20 protein-coding genes are annotated in these 17,983 nt (G+C 48.9%); 5 read left to right on the top strand and 15 right to left on the bottom strand.

The annotated features are described in order from the left end of the window. Positions 1–30 precede the first annotated feature (30 nt). The 3 genes from M0R47_RS16965 to M0R47_RS16955 all read left to right on the top strand — a co-directional run bounded on the left by M0R47_RS16965 (position 31) and on the right by M0R47_RS16955 (position 1,762). Positions 31–210, top strand: coding sequence for a hypothetical protein (locus M0R47_RS16965; RefSeq protein WP_292556962.1), 180 nt, complete (start codon positions 31–33; stop codon positions 208–210). Between the two features lie 118 nt (positions 211–328). Then, on the top strand, positions 329–538 hold the full coding sequence (locus M0R47_RS16960; protein WP_292556961.1) for a hypothetical protein: 210 nt from the start codon (positions 329–331) through the stop codon (positions 536–538). A 105-nt stretch (positions 539–643) separates the two neighbouring features. After that, positions 644–1,762 carry a tyrosine-type recombinase/integrase gene (locus tag M0R47_RS16955; protein ID WP_292556959.1) on the top strand — a complete coding sequence of 373 codons (1,119 nt, stop codon included), beginning with the start codon at positions 644–646 and terminating at the stop codon, positions 1,760–1,762. Positions 1,763–2,001: 239 nt separating this feature from the next. On the opposite strand, the gene M0R47_RS16950 is transcribed toward M0R47_RS16955, so the two are convergent. Genes M0R47_RS16950 through M0R47_RS16905 form a run of 10 tightly spaced genes read right to left on the bottom strand, consistent with a single transcriptional unit; the run spans position 2,002 to position 14,664 of the window. Next, complete coding sequence (locus tag M0R47_RS16950) at positions 2,002–2,325, bottom strand: hypothetical protein (protein ID WP_292556957.1); 324 nt, start codon at positions 2,323–2,325, stop codon at positions 2,002–2,004. A 2-nt stretch (positions 2,326–2,327) separates the two neighbouring features. After that, entirely contained in the window at positions 2,328–3,410 is a 1,083-nt protein-coding gene (locus tag M0R47_RS16945; RefSeq protein WP_292556956.1) for a hypothetical protein, read from the bottom strand. A 45-nt stretch (positions 3,411–3,455) separates the two neighbouring features. Continuing rightward, complete coding sequence (locus M0R47_RS16940; RefSeq protein WP_292556954.1) at positions 3,456–3,626, bottom strand: hypothetical protein; 171 nt, start codon at positions 3,624–3,626, stop codon at positions 3,456–3,458. Continuing rightward, positions 3,623–3,991, bottom strand: a complete 369-nt coding sequence (locus M0R47_RS16935) for a carboxypeptidase-like regulatory domain-containing protein (protein ID WP_292556953.1) — start codon at positions 3,989–3,991, stop codon at positions 3,623–3,625. The genes M0R47_RS16940 and M0R47_RS16935 overlap by 4 nt, the downstream gene beginning before the upstream one ends. Beyond that, the gene (locus M0R47_RS16930; RefSeq protein WP_292556951.1) at positions 3,992–5,122 is read right to left on the bottom strand and encodes a hypothetical protein; all 1,131 of its coding nucleotides are present in this window, start codon (positions 5,120–5,122) and stop codon (positions 3,992–3,994) included. Continuing rightward, positions 5,122–8,862, bottom strand: a complete 3,741-nt coding sequence (locus M0R47_RS16925) for a phage tail protein (RefSeq protein ID WP_292556949.1) — start codon at positions 8,860–8,862, stop codon at positions 5,122–5,124. Before M0R47_RS16925 ends, M0R47_RS16930 begins: the two co-directional genes overlap by 1 nt. Continuing rightward, positions 8,862–9,287, bottom strand: a complete 426-nt coding sequence (locus M0R47_RS16920; protein ID WP_292556947.1) for a hypothetical protein — start codon at positions 9,285–9,287, stop codon at positions 8,862–8,864. Before M0R47_RS16920 ends, M0R47_RS16925 begins: the two co-directional genes overlap by 1 nt. Beyond that, positions 9,284–10,135, bottom strand: coding sequence for a DUF2163 domain-containing protein (locus M0R47_RS16915; RefSeq protein WP_292556946.1), 852 nt, complete (start codon positions 10,133–10,135; stop codon positions 9,284–9,286). Before M0R47_RS16915 ends, M0R47_RS16920 begins: the two co-directional genes overlap by 4 nt. Then, positions 10,132–10,737 carry a DUF2460 domain-containing protein gene (locus tag M0R47_RS16910; protein WP_292556944.1) on the bottom strand — a complete coding sequence of 202 codons (606 nt, stop codon included), beginning with the start codon at positions 10,735–10,737 and terminating at the stop codon, positions 10,132–10,134. The genes M0R47_RS16915 and M0R47_RS16910 overlap by 4 nt, the downstream gene beginning before the upstream one ends. Further along, on the bottom strand, positions 10,738–14,664 hold the full coding sequence (locus M0R47_RS16905; RefSeq protein WP_292556942.1) for a phage tail tape measure protein: 3,927 nt from the start codon (positions 14,662–14,664) through the stop codon (positions 10,738–10,740). Between the two features lie 126 nt (positions 14,665–14,790). Between M0R47_RS16905 and M0R47_RS16900 the strand changes: the two genes are divergently transcribed. After that, a complete protein-coding gene (locus M0R47_RS16900) occupies positions 14,791–15,027 on the top strand; it encodes a hypothetical protein (RefSeq protein WP_292556940.1) in 237 nt (78 codons plus the stop codon). Positions 15,028–15,030: 3 nt separating this feature from the next. Next, positions 15,031–15,408, top strand: a complete 378-nt coding sequence (locus tag M0R47_RS16895; RefSeq protein ID WP_292556938.1) for a hypothetical protein — start codon at positions 15,031–15,033, stop codon at positions 15,406–15,408. A 39-nt stretch (positions 15,409–15,447) separates the two neighbouring features. Here M0R47_RS16895 and M0R47_RS16890 read toward each other — a convergent pair whose 3' ends face one another. Genes M0R47_RS16890 through M0R47_RS16870 form a run of 5 tightly spaced genes read right to left on the bottom strand, consistent with a single transcriptional unit; the run spans position 15,448 to position 17,881 of the window. Beyond that, positions 15,448–16,002: a hypothetical protein gene (locus tag M0R47_RS16890; protein WP_292556936.1), complete on the bottom strand. Its 555-nt coding sequence runs from the start codon at positions 16,000–16,002 to the stop codon at positions 15,448–15,450. A gap of 6 nt (positions 16,003–16,008) precedes the next feature. Further along, a complete protein-coding gene (locus tag M0R47_RS16885) occupies positions 16,009–16,788 on the bottom strand; it encodes a hypothetical protein (RefSeq protein ID WP_292556934.1) in 780 nt (259 codons plus the stop codon). Then, the gene (locus tag M0R47_RS16880) at positions 16,788–17,000 is read right to left on the bottom strand and encodes a hypothetical protein (protein WP_292556932.1); all 213 of its coding nucleotides are present in this window, start codon (positions 16,998–17,000) and stop codon (positions 16,788–16,790) included. Before M0R47_RS16880 ends, M0R47_RS16885 begins: the two co-directional genes overlap by 1 nt. Before the next feature lie 21 nt (positions 17,001–17,021). Next, positions 17,022–17,438, bottom strand: a complete 417-nt coding sequence (locus M0R47_RS16875; protein ID WP_292556930.1) for a M15 family metallopeptidase — start codon at positions 17,436–17,438, stop codon at positions 17,022–17,024. Then, entirely contained in the window at positions 17,435–17,881 is a 447-nt protein-coding gene (locus M0R47_RS16870; RefSeq protein ID WP_292556928.1) for a hypothetical protein, read from the bottom strand. Before M0R47_RS16870 ends, M0R47_RS16875 begins: the two co-directional genes overlap by 4 nt. Positions 17,882–17,983 lie beyond the last annotated feature (102 nt).

Here is a 17,983-nt window from a genome sequence, read left to right as displayed (position 1 = left end):
TTATACATTTTTACTAGAGGATTTTAATTTATGAATGAAAAATGGGTGGTACATATTATCGGTCCCGACGATGTAATAGAGCAACCGGACGAATTGACCGCTCTACGTGAGGCCAACGGCATTAACAAAGCCGTGCTGACGCTTGAGCGAACTGAAAACGCGCCTTTCGTAATGGCAGTTGTAAAAGACGCCAATTCAGAAGATGTATAACGCAAAGCTAACCGGACCGCAACAGCGAGGACAAGATTTATGACAATTGAACAAAACTCGCCCGCTGTTGCGGGTCCGGTTGAGCGCCGGGTTATACGGCAATTTTGAAAGGAAGAACATGAATACTGACACCCACAACGCCAAGCCGTTGCTCCTGTTGCAGCAAGCCTTCGACGCGCTGGAGGCAACCAACGATAGCGACATTGATCATTTTGAGGACGAGGAAGAAGAGGCCGAAGCGGTCCCGGCACAGTACGCCTGCCGCAAGATCATGGAGGCCATGGACCTGCTGCGTGCGGCGAACAGGGAACGCCTGCTTGGCGCATAACGCTAATTAGACATCCTAAATGATGCAAAACATTGCGTCATTTAGTTAAAAACAACAACAAATCAATAGATTAACAAAAAATAACCTATCATTAAATATTAATTAATGAAAAAACTAGGCCGACCACGTAACAGCAAAAATATACCGGCGGACATCAACGCCGATAAATTGCCTGATCGCGTGTGGTTTAAAGCTGAAGGCAATGGCTCATGGATGCTCAGCTATTACGACGAAAACGGAAAGCGCAAACATCAACGCCTTTGCGGACCAGAAGCAAGCATCAGCGAAATATGGCAAGCTTTTGAAGCAAAAAAACAAAAAAAAGCGACGACATTTATTACGCTATCGATTGAATTTCAATCATCACCCGCTTGGAGAGCATTGAGCAGCCTGACTCAAAAAGACTACCTTTTCTGCCACCAGGCTATCACACAGCGAAAAACATCAACAGGCACACTACTAGGAGATATACCAATCAATAGCTGGACAGTTGGCACTGTGCGTAAATACCGAGACAAACGCGCGGAAGAATCGAAAAGCCGGGCAATAAAAGAAATGGCTTACCTGATGCGCGTATTCAATTGGGCTTATGAATACGAAAAAATAACATTCAACCCGGCAGCAGGCGTCAAAAAACCCAGCCTACCGGCACGCCAACACTACGCAGAAGATAAAGACTATTATTTTCTGCTGAATATAGCCAAACAATCCGGATACTGGTACGCACCCGATGCAATGGAACTTGCCTACCTGTGCGGCATGAGACTTTCCGAGGTATTGGACATGACAGACGCCAACGAAACCGAAGCCGGTCTGGTAATCAAGCGCAGAAAAGGCAGCAAAACGACCATTGTAGAATGGCAACCCAGACTTGCTGAAACATGGAACACGCTCAAAAAAACGCGAAACGCTATTTTAGCAGATAGCAAACAGCCACATCCGATACACGCCGATAAACGCTATCTATTTATCAGTGCGCGAACCGGAAATAAAATAGCTGAAAACAGCCTGAAAACGGCAATGAGCAGAATAAAAGCAACAGCAAGAAAAGAAGCAGAAAAAACAGGCAGGGAATTTATTGACTTCACTTTTCACGACATAAAAAGGAAAAGTGTAAGCGATGCGACAGGCAATAAGCAGGACTTTTCAGGCCATCGATCAGCGGCAATGATGAACGTTTATGATGTCAAGCCAAATATTGTAAAGCCGGTAAAAAAAGATTAATTGTATCCACAATTGTATCTTTTTACATTTATACGAAGTTACAAACGGTGCAACTATTTGATTTTATTGGGGTGAACGACGGGGCTCGAACCCGCGACAACAGGAATCACAATTATAGATACATTGCTTATAATTCAAAATGTTGCATCAATTATTTGTATCTTTTTTGATATTTTTAGTTGTTAAATATCAAATAGATAACAAATTAATGTATCCGTGTTTTGATAGTTTTACAGTCATTAAAAACCATGCAGACGGCACTTTATGATAACTGATTCGGCCAGCTGCTCACCTGATGTTGTCGTAAAACGAGCGATAACTTGATAATCCTCGTTATCCGTACCGCCTGCAGCCCAGAAGTATATTTTATCATTAATGCCAAGTTCAACCAGGGATATAGACAGCGCGTCAACCTCTGCTACAGCGCCTTTTGCCGTCGATTGCACAGACTCAACTGTATCGATAGTTAAATTGTGCGCAGACAGATCAAAATGAAACTGTATATCTTCTCCGGGACGCATTTCTCTAGATAAAAGCCCGGTTTCTTCATCAATATATTTCATTTTTATCTCACTGGTATTTTAAATGCACGCCCTCGGATAGGCATGGCGAACGGTTTTGATTCCGGGTAATCGACGTTTATTTGAGCTACGACTACCGGCGGCGCAGGGACAACCGGCGTAACCGGATCAATCGGCACATCTTCAACCAACGCGGCCAGCGCGGCAATATCATCCGCCGCCGCTTGCAGGATTGCATCAGACCAAGCTTGATCTATATCACTTGGGTAGACTTCGAGCTTTAAAATGGGATAGCTCAGCGCCTTGTTGATAGTCGCTTGCAGCATATCAGCAGAGGACATCGGCACATAATTATTGAGCCGGTAAGCGTATTGAGCACTACTAACATCAGCAGCCGGCCATAAAAACTGCGCAGAGGTATAAGGCAATCCATTTTTAAGCGTCTGCCAGGCGAATAATTTTGTATCAGTCGAAGCTGGTGTAGTCGTCATCAATGACGATTTTTGCGGGATAAAACGGCCAGGGTAAGTCGTTTGCCCATAGCTGACAATCTGCTGACAGACATAATCAGGCCCGTTGACCGCATCATAAGCAGAAGATAAGCGCCCGATCGATAATTGAATATCCTTGCCGGGGAATGCCGCTGCCGCAACATCTATCGCGCTGGTACAAGCGGCAATGGCAACCGCCGAAGTAAAGCCTTTATTTTTTAAATCCTGCACCACCGCTGAATCAGACGGCAAGTTAAAATCCCCGGCCTGAGCGGTAAAAGCCGACACGTCCATGCAAGTGACTTTAGCGTTGCCAGCGTAACGAGCGCCGACCGCTTGAATAAAAGCGTCCCGCTTCGCCATAAATACGGTATCCCAAGGCACCGGAACGCTATAAACGACACCGGCTACCGTGTAGCTGAAATAAACGACGCCAGCGCCAGCCAGCCAGGCGGGAGAACCGATTGAACCGCCCATCGCAATCAACAACGCGATTTCTTTGCCTTCCGGCACCGCTGCAACGGCGGTATCCAGATAACTCCAGTCAAACACCCCTTGAGCAGTTTCAATAGCCGTCCAGGTCGTGCGGATGCAAATACCTTTGATATAAGCTTTATTAAGCTGCGTAAGCGGCACTGCTGCGCCTGATGATCCTAATAAAAACAACCCGCTTAACATAGGCTATAAACCGAATTGAAAAAATGATGAAAAAATCAGGTCGAATCCGGCCGGATCGTGCGGCGTATCATCCAGCGCCATATCAAAATGATACGCATCTGAATCCGGCGGCGTGTAGGGATCGTCGATAAACGTAAACGTATAAACATCAGAATCGGGCGGGACGTAACTCATACCCACGTCACTCCGTTGAATATCTGAGATTTATACCCGTCCGCGGACACGGTAAATTTATAATCCTGAGAACTGCGATCAAGGCCAGATAGCTCATAATAGCCATTAATATCCGCTTTAGCGCGCGTGATAAATACATCAGTAACATTATCGTAACAACTGACAATCGCGTACGGAACAGCTTCGTAGACCGGCGATTCAACAGTTCCGGTATTAATCCGCACCTGCCCGGACACTACCCCGGACATATCCAAAACCAGCATGCCGGTTTGGGTCTCGCCAATACCGCCCAAGTCTCGCCGCCAAAATGCAACTACAGTCGCATTTATGACTACCTGTTTTGATGCAGTCGTTACTAATGCCACTTATATCTCAATAAAAAATTCTGACACGTTATAGCATTTAATCGCTATAAACGTTTTACCAGCCAGATCGCCCGTAGTCGGTTTCCAAACATCCCCGTGATTTAGTGGCTTGTTGTGCATAGGTACTGCCAATCCACGCATAACCCCTCTCAACCCGTTGGCAGTCTCGTGAATATATAACGGCGACGTTATCATACCCAGCGGGGCTGGGTATGGCTGACCTGCGCTCGCCGCCATCGAGTTAGCTCCGCCATTTGTATGTGCGCTGACCCCCTGAGATAATTCTACAGACGTGCCGGTTTGGGTATATGCTCTAGCCATATACATCCCCGGAGTTGCTGTTGTGTATGCGGTAACCAATGTCGCCCAGTTGGTTAGTGATGCCGAATTAGACGCGTAAGCTTTTAAAATCGTATCATAAACATCACCTGATACCAGTGAGCAACCACCGCCAAATGCGAACGGGTAGGCAGAAACAAACGAATCCCCGGATTTATCTGAAATAAAATAGAAAAAATCCCCATAACAAACAAATATCCACGCTCTAGCTGTAGCGCTGGCAGCGGAGCTTTTCATAAAATAATCGCCACCGGATAGCTGCGCATCAGTTGGAAGCAGCCCTGTTCCGGTATCCACATCGCTCATCGTCTCATAGCCGCGCAACCGGGCAATATTAGCGACGGTATTATCATCAACACGCAGATAATGCTCATTACTGCCGGTCGGCATTTTGTACGCCGCTTTGTTGGTGCCCGTATAGGGTTTGGTCCAGCCGCTGCCGGCAATGTTCATCATTGGCGAACCCGTAGCCGGGGAAACCGTGCCGGAATCGACGGCGAAGGTAAATGTATCGGTAGCGGTAATCGTGCAATCAGCCTCGATATTATAACCGGCCTGTGTAGCACCGCTGATCGTCAGCTTGCGTGTCATGCCACTGGTTGACGTTAATGCCATGCCGAGCGCTGCGCTACAGACCGCCGTAGCCAGTCCGCCGGTTTGAGTTAGACTGGTGATCGATAGTGCCGTTGTGCCGTCCTTCAGGCACGCATCCAGAACCGCGATCAGTTTGCCGACTTCGCCCGTCAGCGCCGGTGCGCCATAATCCGTACTGAATATCACCCGCGTAGGCATTAGTTAAATCCTCTGATAATTGAAGCGAACATATAGGTGCTCAGCGCTGCGTTGTACGTGACGACGATCAAATCGGTATCGCCGACAGCAGTTGACAACGTTGCGGCGGTGATATCACTGCCGAATGTCACATTAGCCCAGGTAACCGTGTAGCTACCAGCCCCGCCCTGTTTGATGCGCAAATGAATAGGCCGGCCGTCCACGCCATTTGAAAATGTGATGGTAGTGTTGCCTGTGAGCGTCAGCGTAAAACTGTTGTCTACGGAATAATCAGCCGTAATAGATGCTGAGTAAGTTAACGCTGTAGCCGCTGCTGGCGAAGGAATCACGACAGGCGTCAAAGTAAAACCGCTGCGCTCGTCGGTAATCATCGCCGTGGTAATGGCCGTATCGCCCACGCTCAAAAGGATTTGCGCACAGGGGAAATACCCTGCGGTGATAGCTGGTGCCGCCGGAGTAGCCGCTTCAGTCCCAGCAATGACTAAAAATGTTGCATCGGTTTGACTGATGACTACGCGGTCAATGCGCGGATTGGTTGTCGGAGCGGTAATCGTGCCGGTATTTTGCGCAGCAATCGAGATACTATCAGTGCCATCGAATATCGACCCCGCCAAGATATGCGCGGTCATATTCGGCGTGGCCTGCTGAGTCACAGCAAATGCACCGGTTAGTAGCTCCGGATCAGCAATGGCCAACTGACCGGACAGGACGAATGGTACCGCTGTAACGGTCGCTATGTCCTGTAAGCCGCCGCCAAAAGCATTAAACGCGATAAATTTTAAATACATCGTTTCGCCCGCCAAGGAAGGATCATAGGCATAGCGAAATAGATTGTTGTCGCAACGCACAAAGCGGTCGCCGATCGATGCACCTTGCGTCGTATTGTAGATGCCTCGGTGCAGATGATCCAGGTCGTATTTATAGGCCGCCGTCAGCGCTGAATCACGAAATGACAAATATTCGTTATCGACTAAGCACAGGGTAGCAAAGGAATCCGCCGCCAGTTGGCTAACGGTCAGCAGTTCGCCCAAACATTGCGTTAAATCAACATGTAGTACATTGGTTATGTCCGGGTCGGCCGCAGAAGATGCCAAATTGGCAGTTATTACATCGCCATGTATCGATTGCCGGGTATGCGTTCCGATACGCTGATAGCTGGCATTGTCAAACGACGCCCAAACTTCACAGCCTCCGTAGTTGGCGTCAGTGTTTGAGATAGCCATCCAGACTTCATAGCCTGAGTCGGTCAGATCAGGCGGGGCCAGAAATATATCAGGCGTGTTGACGTTGCCGACCGCTACAGTGTAGTTTGGCGTATAACTGTCGGCGGTTGATACCGTGTAAACCGTACCGACCGACGAGCCGTCCGGCATTTCTTCGGCGGTAATAGTCAGCACTTCATCATCGACTACTTTAATAATACGCACAGGAGTATCAACCAGACCCAGCGCCGTATCATTTATATAGACAATATCCATCGGTTCAAGGAGCGAATGCTCCCAGCTCAACTTAAACTCGTAATGCTTTCTGATATAGAGCTCACGCTGAAGGATGGTGGATTCAACAAATTGTGCAACGGTTTTTCGGCAGATCGAATGCATCTTGACCACCGACATGGGCCGCAAGCCGAACGCTTCTATGTTGGCCTGATCGCTGGAACCTTCGCCGACTTCGATATTGTAATCGTTGTCGCGGTTTTTAAACTCCACCTGCACGCGATTCCAGGCGTCGGCTATATCTTTAAAGGGAATGCAGCGCACCGGGTCTTCGTCGCCCTCGATGATAAAATCTTCATCGGTCAAGCTGATGCCGGTTTCGGTAGGTGGAGCATAGGTAATGTATTGAGCACTACCAGCCAGCTCCAGTCTTTGAAAATCAACTGCGTTTGCCCTTGGAACGGCAACTATCGTAGGGATATATAATGATGACCCGGCATCGTAATAAAATCCTGAACAAAAACCGCCCTCTGAATAAAAAACAGTTTCCGGATAATCACTATCTGTTCCAGGCAACAGCGACCAGGTGTCTCCGGAATCAGTTGAGATGACCGAAAAACTAACCTCATTGCTCGATCCATCAATATAGTACCCTACGGCAATGTGGCAAGGTACGACATCGGTAAAATCAACTGCGTCGGTAAACGGCGCAACGCCGTAGCGGCAATATTCAATTCCAGTAAACAAATACCCTGCAGGCGCTGCGTAGACCTGCTCAAATGTCGTACCGCCGTAATTGTTTGACTTATAGATTTTTGTCTCAGAGCAGGCTATGAATTGCTCGCTGTGCTTGCTGCCACCATCAAATGCAAGAAAGACGCCGCTGTTGCAAATATACCAACGAACCTCTAAATTTGGGCGGCTTATTTCATCCCACGTTGCAAATGTATCAGCACTTTCAGCATACCAAAAACCCTCAGCAGTATTAGTGCCAACAAACAAGACGCGGCTGATTTCTACATCTCCGTTAATCATCCTGATAAATGCAAAATCACTTCCATCATATAAAGCGTCGCTCAGCACCTCAAATGTTCCCACTGTTACGTCGCTGTTAATGCTATGCTTCAAAAACTTACCGGTAGAATAGATACCGTATAATCCATCCAGCTCAAACGCATTAAACCCCCCGGTAAATTCGGTCCACGACACCCCATCAGTGGATACATACCAAAGGTCGAACCCCATTACACCAGCCGCTATAAAATGCCCTGGGTAGGTATCCCCTGCTGCTACCCAGGAAATCGCTCTTAGTGAATTACCGATATCTTGATTAAATGATGCGGTATCTACACTCGACCAGGTTTGCCCGCCGTCAGTTGACCGCGTTATTCCATTATCATTAAATGATACGGCAACAAACATTTGTAATGTCGGGCTAAATGCTATATCGCTATATAAGGTTGTATTGTCTGGGTTAGTAGCACCAGACCAAGCCAGATCGTCCGCTTCAGGCGGCAAAATTTGCGTAGTCGCCAGCGTCTCTCGACTATACGGCAACACCTTCAACACCCCGTCAGACCAGACCGCCCCGCAATTAGCAATCCTCAACCATTCTTCAATCGGTTCATGCGCCGGCTTTTGCTCAGTCAGCGCCGGGCTGATGCGCAAATCATGTACCGTGCAATACGTCCTGGCCAGCGTCCAATCACCGATTTTGCTGGCAGCAAATAAACCCGACCAATCCGCATTGGTTAAAAATTCTTCAATGCAGGTAATCGCGTTGACGTCAGGCTGAACGGAGGTGGCCAGCACGCCCTTAATTTCAACCGAGTGATTCCCCAGCGAGGCATTATCGGAGAGCGCATAACTGCCGGAGGCCAAATAAGCCAAGCCTTGATAGCTCTCATCCCGCGCCGGATGGTTGGTGGTCATGTAGCCCCATGGTGTTTGCGGTAGCGTTCCGATAAATTCCTCAAGCCCCAATTCGGTTGGCGTGGTATAGATGTTTTTATCAACCCACAGCTGCCCAAAGCCCAAGATCGGCCCTTCGCTTGCCAGCAGAATTACCGCTGCCGAATAGGTATAGGTGGTATTGCTTGAACTGGTACCGCCGCCCTTGCCGGAACTGGTGGTGGTCGTGTGCGGCGTGGCGACAAAATCAATGTAATCGATCAAGGTAGTCGGCACGCGATTGGTGCCGATCACGATGGGTATCGTGACGCCGTAGCCCTGGTTCTGAACATTCAGCCCGCCAAGCTTGGGCGCTGTAGTTGACGTGCTTTGACCGCCAAACAAAAAACCCATCAGCCGCGCTCCCAGATCGAATAAAAGCGATGTTCGCGGTTTGCCAGTTGGCCGCCCAATCCGTTGGCGAGGATCACGCCTTCGGGCCGTTTGGCGTGGATAATATCCGGCCAGGCACGCACGATGCCGCCGTGAGAGAAGGTCCGGCCGTATTTGTAAACGACGATATCGCCCATCATCGGATAATTGACGCGGCGCGCGTATTGCTCGACGACTTCAAGATAGCGCTCATCATCCTTGTGTAGCGCCCAATCATGCGGATAGCTGGCAATAGTGGGCCGCTCGATCAATCCGCAAGCCACATAAACCTCAACAATAATCTTGCCGCAGTCTACACCGGCGCCCTTGACTGCCGCTTCGTGCCGCCACGGCGTGCGCAGCCAGGTCATGGCTTCTTCAATTACCGCTTTGCGTTGCTCGATCATAAAGAAGTCTCCGGTACCGGTACATACGGAAATGCCCGGCGTCGTGCCAAATTGCTGAAGCGGGTATTGCAGACTGAAGCGGTTTTGTTGCAGCCGGGCGCAATGCTGAACGTATCTGCCACCGCAGGAACAGACGGCAACGGATGCGACAATACCACCACTCCTACGGTGTAGCTTTTAATGGTACGGACAATGCCGTTATTCGCGCCGCTGGTCATTTCCAGCGTGCCTGAGTCGAAATAGCCGTTGGCCTGCGCCAAGGTGGAATTGATAGTCAGCGCGGTACTGCCGGATGCCACGGCGTCGGTGACGGTAAAGGTCGCTTTGGTCAGCCCGCAACCGCTATCATAAACGGTGTATTGACAGCCGGGCGTAATGACATTACGCGGCATACTGACATTGAGCAATTCCAGTTCTGAATTGATCTTCATACTCACTTGCGTCCGCGAGGCTTCTGGAGAAGCTACCCGCCCCTCGAACAGATAAACAAGTCCCGCCGCTGTATCGCCAAAAGTCGGCATAAATGCACGCTGGATTAATATCCGTGCCCCATCAAAACCGCCATTGCGGGTAAAGTGCGGAATCGGCAAGCCCTGGATCGTATCGCTGGATCCCGCATAGATGGTTAAATCCACCGAGTCGACCGTCAGCCCGACAGCAGTTGTAATCCTGCCGCGTTCCAGTTTGAGCGTATTGGCATAAAAGGTGTTGGTGCCGTCGCTTAAATTCATATCGCCGGAGCAATGCCTCAACACTGTGCCATCGGCCAAAGTGATCGTGAACAGATCAGCAATAAAAAACTGCCGGGTAGCGAGCAATGCGGTCAAGGTACCGCTAGCGGTCTTCATACTTTATTGACCGGGCTGCCAATAAAGGTCAGGCTTTGCAGGTTGTACAAATTATTTGCAAATTGCACAAAGTTGCTTTTGTCCTCTTCAAACACGCAGCGGTAATAAAAGCCGCCGGTCCAGGTGATGGCCTTGCTGGCTACTGGAGCGGTTACAAAGGTCACTAGCCCGGTGGAGCTGATCGTGTAATCAGTCGTCACGGTTTTTAACACGCCGTCTATATATATAGAGGGCGAAGCTTTAGGGTTGTTGATCGGCTCGTCAAAACCGCCCCAGGTGCGCTTGAGCTGAAAAGCCAGCGTTGCGCCGTCGCCGGTACCGAAATTCTGCGCGGTTACGGCATTATCTTCGGGGCAATCATACAGCCAGCTGTCAAAGCCGCCCTGACGCGATAAATAAAAGCCGAGCAGGCTTTGCAGTTCGCCGCCGGCGGTATCGCGGATCAATTCATACGCCAATTCAAAATCCCACAACGGATAAGCCATAAAGGCGGCGCGGGCTTGCTTGCCGTCGACCGGATCATGCCGGATCGTATGAAAGCGCGGATTCCTGGAAATATCCCAGGTCAGGCCGGGCAATGTAGGAAATACGGCGTCGCTCATTTATTTAGCTCCGAAATTAAACGCGCGCTTTTGCTTGCTGAGCGAGTCGACGATATGCCCGCCGTGAGTATCAAAGAAGCGCTTGACGCTCTGGCTGTCCATCGCCTGCACATTAAAGGTCGCGTTGACCGACCCGCCGGAAGGTTGCGCCGCGTCGCGCTGTTTGTTCGCTTCCAGCAGGGTTTGCATGGCGGTCATGGCGCTGTTTTTATTAATCGATAAATCCATTTTTTCAGATGGGACGCCAAATTGTCCGCCATTGGCCATCCCTTGAATGACTTTACGCAGCGGCGCGGCATATTGCGCCGGCAATACCATCTCCTGCTCGTGCAGCTTGTACATCTGCCCGTCTTTTTGCACATCCCATTCGCCGTCTTTAGCTGACATGACCGAGCCGCCCAGCATCATGACACCGGCAAAAGCGACCGCCGCCGCGATCGGGGCTAATGCCCAGCCTATAAAGGGAATGGCCGATACCGATGCATAGGTTGCCGCCGCCGCTTCAGCAGCAAATGAAGCTATCTTCTTCAGAGTCGCCCAGGCGGTCATGGCAACTGACTTAACCGCCGCGCCCGCTTCAGCCGCGCCGCGAATCGCTAAACCGGCCAATGTCGCGCCGGTTTTGGTGGATTCGCCCGCCGCGACCGCACCCGCCTGCACCGCTTGACCGGCCACGGTGGCGCTGGCCTGGGTCGCTTCAGACGTGGCCTTGATGCCGGTTTTAGTCGTTTCTTTCGCGCCAAAGCCCAGCAATTCCGCCGCCCAGTCCGCCGCCCGGTCGATCTGCATTTGCAGCAAGCTTTGCGCATACGACACAGCTATATTCTGGAAGATATTCCGCAACGCTTCGCCGCGCGTCATCGTTCCGGCCAGCAATCCGTCTACCGTTCCGGATACCGCCGATTGAATAGGATCAAACCATTTTTTAATAGAAGCCTGGTTCTCCAGTGCCTGCTGGTTGTGAATCTCTGCAATTTTAGCGGCATGTTCGCGGGCCGCGTCCGCCTGATCGTTCAGTGATTGCGCCGACGCCAGCGCATCATTCACAATCAATGCCTGCCTGGCCTGCGCATATTTAAGTTGGGTTTGATAGCGCTCGTTTTCAAATTGCTCTTGCCGTTGCAGTAATTCGGCCTGAGTGATTTTCCCAAGATCCAGCTCCTGCTGAGCCGATACGCGCTTTATCTCAAGCGCGTCATTGTCTACCGCTTCTGCACCATCCAGACTTTCTTTAGTTAATGCCAGCTTTTGCTGTGCATTCTCGCGGATGATCTGAACTTCCAGCTCACCTATTTTTTTCTGAATATCGGAGCGGGTTTTCTGATTGCCGGAATACAGGGCAATAATTTCCTGCCAGTAGGCCAGCTCCTGTTCCTTGGAAAATTCACGCAGTTCGTTTTCTCGCTCGTAAGCCAGCTTTCGAGCGGTTAAGCCATCCTCAAATCCGGGCATTTCGGATTCTTTCAAATCGATAGACGGTCCTCCTACCGATCCGCCGCCAAATCCTTTTGACCTACCTAAACCGCCACCGCCTGAAATTGCAGATGGAGGTAAACTGACACTGCCACCCGTTGCACGACTTTCATTTATCGAAGCAACAGAGCCGCGCGATTTGGCACGTTGCGACTTGACTTCGTCCGCTACCGCCTGAGTAACTGCCCAAATAGCATTACCGACATGATCCGTTGTAAATGCCTTACTGAAAGCATCCTTGGTCATTTCGCCGGATACTTTGCGCAGATCAGCCACCTTGTCGACCTGCTGACTAATTGCCGCTTTGGATTCAGATGCTGAAAAATCACCGGTCAGCGCCGCCCGAATATCACGCCCTGCTGCCTGAGCAATCGCTACAGCGCCATGCAATCTGGCACGCATTATTTCGACAAATTCGGCCATTTTGATACCGACGAATTGACCGATAAAGGTAAATGCGCCGTAAAAAACATTGACCATGCCTTTCAGCATTATTCCGGTTTGACTGGCCGCGCCGCGAACTGCGCTGACTATACCGTTCCAGGTATCAGCATTAATACCGGTCAGCTCAGACAACCAATCGCCAAAAACACTGAACGCGGCAATAATGATATCAATCGCCTGGCCGACTTTGCGGGATAAAATAGCCCATCCAGCGCCGATAAATTCAGATACTTTTGCCTGAACGCCGCCCAAACTAACCAAATTATCTTTAAAATTGGTATAGGCAACAAACAGTGATGATATTCCGATCAGTGCTGCCGCAATCCAGCCGCCGCCGAACGTAGCGAACACGGCTAATGCCGTCGTTCGCAGGCCGACCATTAGCGCCTGGAAAACAGTAATCGCACCGCCAGCCGCTCTGAATGCAATCACCGATTGATAACCGATCATGCCGACTGCAATTGCCGCCGCAAATGACAGCGAGGTTAGCCCGCCGATCAAGCCGGTCAGCGCAGCAATGGCAACGCCAGCACCCGCGAACTGAACCGCAAAACGTCCCAGGGTAAAAGTTTGCAAAAACGCCAGTGCCGCAGGAATACGAGTTAATGCCGCTCCAACCAAAGGGATCAATGAGCGGACTGTAGACAGCAGCAAACTGAGCGAACCAACCAAAGAGATGATGCGCACAAGCGCCGTTATAGCCGGATTATTGGCGGCAAAACTGGCCAGCGCGTCAGTCATACCGTGAATGCCATCGACAATGGCTTTAACCGGCGCTAAAAACGGATTGCCCGCCTCGATCGCAAAAATTGACAGCGAATTAGTCGCTAGTTTTAATTTATTATCTAACGTGTCAGCTCTGGCCTCAAACGTTTTTAGAGCGCTGCCGGCCACATCCGCCGGATTTTTGACCTTATCCAGATTTGACTTTAAAACCTCTACCGCCCCGGCCAAATCACCAATACTTCCGGCGTCAGTTCCGGCACCAAAAAGCCCGTATAACAGCCGGGTTTGAGATAATTTGTCAAACCTGCCCAGCACCTCCAGAAAATTGAGCAGCGCCGCTTTGGGGTTGGCGTTAATATCCAGCGCCAATTTGTCGGCAGACAGTCCCATGGACTGCAGGGTTTCATTGAATTTGTCGCCGCGACCTTCACCGGTCGTCAATACAGAAAAAAGGCTGGCTAATGAAGTACGGACTACTTCAGGCGGTTTTTGCATAGACAGCAATGTAGCCGTAACCGCCGCCATTTCTCCCTTCAGCAGACCAAAACGCTTACCCTCGCCACCAACAAATTTTAAGACTTCTAAAATATCCCGTTCAGTTGCCGCCGTGGTATCGCCCAGGACGTTTATCTGGTCAAGCAGCAACTCAATTTCTTCAATCGGCGCTTGATAAATATTGGTTAGTCCGCCGATAGCTTGCCCAGCTTCGCCAGACAGCATATCGAACGCCACCGCCGCCTGTGCCGTGGTTTTAATGTAGCGCTCCAGTTCGGCAATGGGGATACCCAATTGCCCGCCTGATTTTGCAATTTCGTTTAACTCGCCAAGACCAAGCGGGATTTTGCTCGACGCCAGCCGCTTAATGGTCTGCTCAACCGATTGCAACTCCTCATCTGTTCCGGAGACGACTTTTTTAACATCCGCGAACGAGCTTTCAAATTTTTTGGCCTGGTTAACCTGCAGGCCCAGTGCCGCCGCATGGGCGCCGAATTTACCGAATAGATCAGCAAAGCTGAGATTTTTAAGATTAGCCAGCGCCAGCAAACCGCCCTTAACGCCGCCAAGTTTTGCAGCCAATTCAACAGAAATCTCAATATTATTATTGATGGATTCGTTAAATTTTTCGCCAAAATCAACAACAGAATTTTTTGCTGCAGAAAAAGAATCTTTAATTGAAGAAACTTTTGCTTTTAGCTTATCAATCGTGCTGGACGAATCACCAACCGCTTTAATCAGCGACTCAGGATCTCCCTCAATTTTGATTTTGATTTTTTTATCAGTCATAGCGAGATTTATTAAAAAATGTGACGCAGTTTTAAAATATTTATCTTGTAACGTTTACGTAATTGTTACTATGGTTTATAATTATATCCAACAAAGCAAATAACCAAACCCAACCGGAGAGCAGCCATGACAACATTTTCAATTATCTTTAAAGACAACAATAACAACCAGCACCATGCCGAAATTAAGGCATGGGAATTTCATTCAACACATCCTTCCGGAGTGTCTTATGACGCTCAAAAGGCCGAAGTGCAAGCCATCGACGGAATAAGCGCCCTGGATTATTTTTTAGCCGATCAAGATGCTTATGCAATAATGGCCAAAACGGCCAGAGAAGCGGGATTTAACTATATTTTCTGTTAAACAATGGCAGCTCTTAATTTCGGCGCGGAGTTGCAAAAACTCCGCGTTAAGCAAACCAAAAACTGCCCGGTTTGCGGGCAGGAATTTACCGGCTATTCAAATGCCGAAACCTGCTCCGGTAAATGCCGGATTAAAAAACATAGGGAGTCAAAAAAAATGAACATGAGCGCCGTATTAATTAATACTGATAATCAGATAATCAGCGACGATGATATTTTTATTAATAGCGATAAAGACTTTGACGCTATTGAGCAAATGGCCAAAGAGTCGTGTGTTGTCTGCGCAATCCGCTGGAGTCGAAGCACAGACGGGCAAATAGCTTACTGGACACCCGCTGGCGCATCATTACAACCGCATTGGTACAATGCGGAAAGATCATAATCAAGCTACCTAGTAGAGATGCAATATTTTGCGTCTCTACTAATGCATCGTCGCATTAAATTGCTGCAATTGCCTGATGCGTTGCTCGATAGTCATTTCATCGCCATCCGCAGGCGGCTTATAATCCAGATAGGCCGCCACCAATTCATTAACCGGAGGTGATTTTTTCCAGTGCGACTTGAGCGCCTCTAAACGGCTGAGCGTCATGCGCTGATCGATTGCGTCCCAGTCCCATCCTGTGCGATCAATAATCAACGCGTAGAGAGCGTCCCATTCATTAATTGAATCACTGGTAAATGATTCGTCGTCGATGACGTTTGATTTTTTTTGCGTCAATCCGCAAATGGCAGGGACTTCAAGAATGAATTGCTCGACTTCTTCAACAGTTGGACGATTCCACGGCCAGCGTAAAAGTAATGCGTTTTTTCTACCCAGCAATTCTATAAAAAGAAGGTTCAGATTCCTGGTAAATTCAGTATCCGAACCTTGATAGGACAGGGAATTAAATAGAGAAATAATGCGCTTAAGGCGGCAAAAACAAGGCTCGACAATAGAATAGGTTTTACCGCTAAGTTTGATTTTACCGCCTGACATCTGGGTTTATTCTGCGAGCGACTGCTTATAAACAATATGCGTATTTTCGTTGGCCAATGCCTTGCCCGTATATTTAATCGCCAAAAAGTCATCTACCTTGAATGGTAGAGATTGGCTTTCCAGCACAAAGCGCGGGATATTGGTCAGAAGGCTGTTGCCTTGATACTTAGCGCTTGAAAGTATCAAATGATATTCTGGCGTAGCACCCATATCGCGGTTATTCAGCACAAATGAAGCGCCGGTAGCGACAGTATACAAAAACCGCTGCACAACTGGTTTGCCGGTATCTGCGGCCGCATAGGTATAGACGCCGGTGGATTCATTGACTGAATATTGCCCGGTTGTCGGGGATGACGCCACTCTCACCAGATCGGTAAATGCATCAGCTCCGCCAGTGTCGCCAAAGCGAACCCCCAGATTTTTAGCATACGTGCCGGATGACGGGACAGTAGGCGTTACTTCAAAAGGCGTTGCTGGAACAGTTGATGAAACCTCAGCAATATCTTCACGGCCGGCTTCTACTGTTTCACCAGTCAAAATTGACAATGTAAGCGCGGTCGCTTTTTTGTGCGTAAAACTTACCTCAACAGATGCACTGCCACTAGCCGCAGCAAAACTGAACTCACGCTGGCCCTGGTGCATTTTTAGTTCTTTTTTTGGATCGATACTATAGTCAATTAAATCCTCCATGTTGATTGGCGTAGGGACGGCAATCGCATCACCTGCAGCATCATAGGTAGGAATTAAAATGCTTCGGCCAGCGCCGAAAACTGTACGTGTAACCATTACTCAGCCTCTTTTTTCATGAATGGCTTTTCAGCCGGTTTAGTGATTTGTTCAGGTTGAGCCTCTGGCGGCGCAACCGTAAACCCTTTCTGCCAGATTGCTGTACTGATTAATTTATCGGGTACGTCAATTTGGCCGTTTTTGTCAGGGGTAAACAATTGCCCCTTGATTTCTACATTGCCGGCATGTCCGGAAGGAATCTTTAGTTTCATTTCTCTGTCTCGTTTTGTTAATCAGGCTATTTGTTTGCCGGATTGAAGATCAGCCAATTTAAGCCCGCCGGTATATTGGCAATGCGCCAATTCTTTAAAATGGACCCAATCCCCCGCCCATTCAAGACCAAGCTGCTTGGCAATATCTCCGCATTTTCTAAATGTCATCGTGTTGGTCCAATCCGCTTTGCCGTTAACTATCGGCACAAAATCAAAGGCGCATCGGTAATTATGAAATGATTGACCACCCTTAGCATTGGTGACTCTTGGCCCGGCCTTAGTACGGCCTTGTGCATAGATGGCGTTTTGCGACTCATTGTCGCGGTAGGTGCTAGTAATCAGAATATCAATATCCTGTTTACGACATTCGGCAATAAATTCACGGCACATGCGCTCTACTACCGGATGTAAATCCTCTAGTTTTCTGCTGTTAATCAAGAAATAGCCTCCAGCATGGTAAAAATAATTGTCCTGGCCGTTCGCGTGACGTCGCGAATTGGCGGAGGCTGCTGCGCTGAAAGTTCTAACGGCATGGTGTAGCCATCCGGTATCCATTGCGGGTTAAATGGATCTGTATCGTCGTACAGCAATGCATTGATGCTGTCGGTAATTAATGTATTTGATGTAGCATGGCTGTTTGCACCGTTTTCTACCAAAACCATAATGAAATAATCACCAGTTTTAGCATATTCGTTGCTCCATTTTGACGACTCGTTTAACAAGCTACCGGCATCACCGATCAAACAAGCAGGCAATAAATCAGCCTCAATATCTCCACCAATGACCACATTTTCAAATGCGTCTATCGTGGTAAAAGCGACAGCCTTTTCAATCAGTCTATTTTTAATCAGACTGATTCCGGGCATGAATGTGGTAATCATATTATTCGGGTAGGCTTAGTGTTTTTAGAAACGTTTCTACATAATGATCAGCCGACAAATTGCCGATAATTTCCGCGTTGGGTTGACCAGGAATAAGAACAG

This window comes from Methylobacter sp. (assembly GCF_023227905.1).
Lineage (GTDB): Bacteria > Pseudomonadota > Gammaproteobacteria > Methylococcales > Methylomonadaceae > Methylobacter_A.
Note: the sequence above shows the minus strand (reverse complement) of the source record. Positions and strands in the feature narration are given on the sequence as shown.